Annotated in this window: 4 protein-coding genes; all 4 read right to left on the bottom strand. The window is 44.4% G+C overall.

Going from position 1 to position 1,919, the window contains the following annotated elements; genetic code table 11:
• Positions 1 to 148 precede the first annotated feature (148 nt).
• The 4 genes from O9X78_RS20655 to O9X78_RS21000 all read right to left on the bottom strand — a co-directional run bounded on the left by O9X78_RS20655 (position 149) and on the right by O9X78_RS21000 (position 1,910).
• Entirely contained in the window at positions 149 to 436 is a 288-nt protein-coding gene (locus O9X78_RS20655) for a hypothetical protein (protein ID WP_269621577.1), read from the bottom strand.
• 85 nt (positions 437 to 521) lie between these two features.
• Complete coding sequence (locus O9X78_RS20650) at positions 522 to 1,409, bottom strand: IS3 family transposase (protein ID WP_269621576.1); 888 nt, start codon at positions 1,407 to 1,409, stop codon at positions 522 to 524.
• Complete coding sequence (locus tag O9X78_RS20645) at positions 1,361 to 1,714, bottom strand: transposase (protein ID WP_269621575.1); 354 nt, start codon at positions 1,712 to 1,714, stop codon at positions 1,361 to 1,363. The genes O9X78_RS20650 and O9X78_RS20645 overlap by 49 nt, the downstream gene beginning before the upstream one ends.
• A gap of 112 nt (positions 1,715 to 1,826) precedes the next feature.
• Positions 1,827 to 1,910: a hypothetical protein gene (locus O9X78_RS21000; RefSeq protein ID WP_350339249.1), complete on the bottom strand. Its 84-nt coding sequence runs from the start codon at positions 1,908 to 1,910 to the stop codon at positions 1,827 to 1,829.
• Positions 1,911 to 1,919: the final 9 nt, after the last annotated feature.

The raw sequence follows: 1,919 nt of genomic DNA, 5'->3' as shown, positions 1-1,919 counted from the left end.
AACTCAGTTGGACCGCTTTCACTTTGAATTCATCTGAATACTGCCAGGTCTTTCTTGGCTTTGTGTATTTTGGCATAGGACACCTCATCTATTAGATTTTGGTGTCCGTTAAATTGGGACAAGATCAGGGAGCGACTGCTGTGCCTTGTTATACGCTTTCATATGCTTCAAGCTCCCTCTCAAATTTAGCTATTGATTCCCTGACTTTAGGATGTCTTCGAACCCATAGCTCCCCTAAAAATTGGGTTACGTTAAGCCCACACAGAATACTGCGAACTTCGCCATTCTTTGATGCCAGAAGTAACTCATGCCCTTTATCCATTACAGCTTCACTTATCTCAGCGACAGATTCACCAAGCTCGTTGCCCCATTCTTTTTGGATGCTTGAGATTAGCTTCCCAACTGCTTTTTCTAGCGCTGATTTCTTTGATGTCATATTACGTATAACGCCAAGCTTTGGGGCAGCCGAAACGCAGTGTAGAAGCCTCCCCCCAAAAAGTAGACGCCATTTAAAATTCATCTTATGCAGCCATTCTTTCATACTCAGCTGGACTTTGAAATCCAACTGAACTGTGACGGCGATCATGGTTGTAATAGCTATCCATATACCATGACAACTCTGACCTTAAATGACTTACCGATTCAAAATGCATACCCTTGAAACTTTCAGTCTTGAGGGTTTGAAAAAAAGACTCCACATACACATTATCATTCATAAAGCCCGGCCTATTCATGCTCGGCCTTATCCCTGAATCTTTCAGGCGATCCTGGTACACATAAGCACCATTTTCAGAGCCTCTATCGCTGTGAAATACCAATCCTGGCTTCACCTCTCTAGATCTAAGCGCTTTCTTTAAGGCCCCTAATGTCAAGCTAACCGTGCGCGTATTTGACAGATCCCAACCAATGATCCTTCTTGAATAGAGATCAAGCACTACCGCCAGATATTGCCACTCTCCATTCACCTTCAAATAGGTTACATCACCAGCCCATTGCTCATTTGGCCCTGAAGGAGCACCCTTCTTCCTTAGAAGGTTATCCACTTTAATACAGGGATTCTCCGGCAAAGATCTTCTGCGATAGATCCGACCTGCCTTGCCTACCAAACCTGCCTCTCTCATAAGCCGTTCGACGCGCTTATGGTTTACCTTTTCTCCCTGGGCATTGAGCTCAGAGCAAATCCGCGGGCTTCCATAGTTCCCTCTGTGACGGTTAAAGATAACCCTGATTTTCTTTAGAAGCTGTCGATCACAAATGTCCTTTTCTGTCTCAGTACGGACAAGCCACTTGTAATACCCTTGAAAAGACACTTCTAACCGGTGGCATAAGTATCTGACTCCAAACTCAGAATGGTGCTCAGCTATGAATCCGAACTTTTCTGCTTTTGATCCTTCAGATACTCGTCCCACTTTTTTAGAAAGTCATTCTCCTTCTGGAGCTTCTCGATTTTCTTTTGCAGACGCCTGATCTCTTTGTCGTCCGATGGCCTGTCTGGTTTGGACTTCTTCGTCATGCTAATTCTTCTCGTAGGATGCTCTACAAGCAGTCCTTCTCTGTATTCCTGACGCCACCGATAAACCATGACAGGGTGCAAACCCATTACCTCAGCTATCGTTACCGTGTCTACTTCCAACTGATTGGTTAATGCAACCACTCGCACTTTGAACTCCGTAGAATATTCCACGACTCGTTCATTACTGTTTATCTTTGCCATTAGGACGCCTACCTGTTGATTAAGGTAGGCGTCTACTTAATGGGGGAAGGTTTCGTAGGCTGTCCCAGCCGCAACAGCTGATCTTACCCCAATAAAACGGACACATTAGTTTTCATGCGGCCATTCGCTCATATTCTATTGGAGAATAGTAACCAATCCCCGAATGCAGCCTTTTACTATTATAAAAGTTGTTGATATAACGAGC

It is taken from the genome of Zhongshania aquatica, assembly GCF_027257955.1.
In the GTDB taxonomy this organism is placed as follows: Bacteria; Pseudomonadota; Gammaproteobacteria; order Pseudomonadales; family Spongiibacteraceae; genus Spongiibacter; species Spongiibacter aquatica.
The sequence above is the reverse complement of the archived record's forward strand: the minus strand, read 5'-3'. Positions and strand labels throughout refer to the sequence as shown.

Bases quoted from the DNA above. Each gene is read 5' to 3' on its own strand.
- O9X78_RS20655 (WP_269621577.1), bottom strand. From the start codon at position 436: ATGACATCAAAGAAATCAGCGCTAGAAAAAGCAGTTGGGAAGCTAATC.
- O9X78_RS20645 (WP_269621575.1), bottom strand. From the start codon at position 1,714: ATGGCAAAGATAAACAGTAATGAACGAGTCGTGGAATATTCTACGGAG.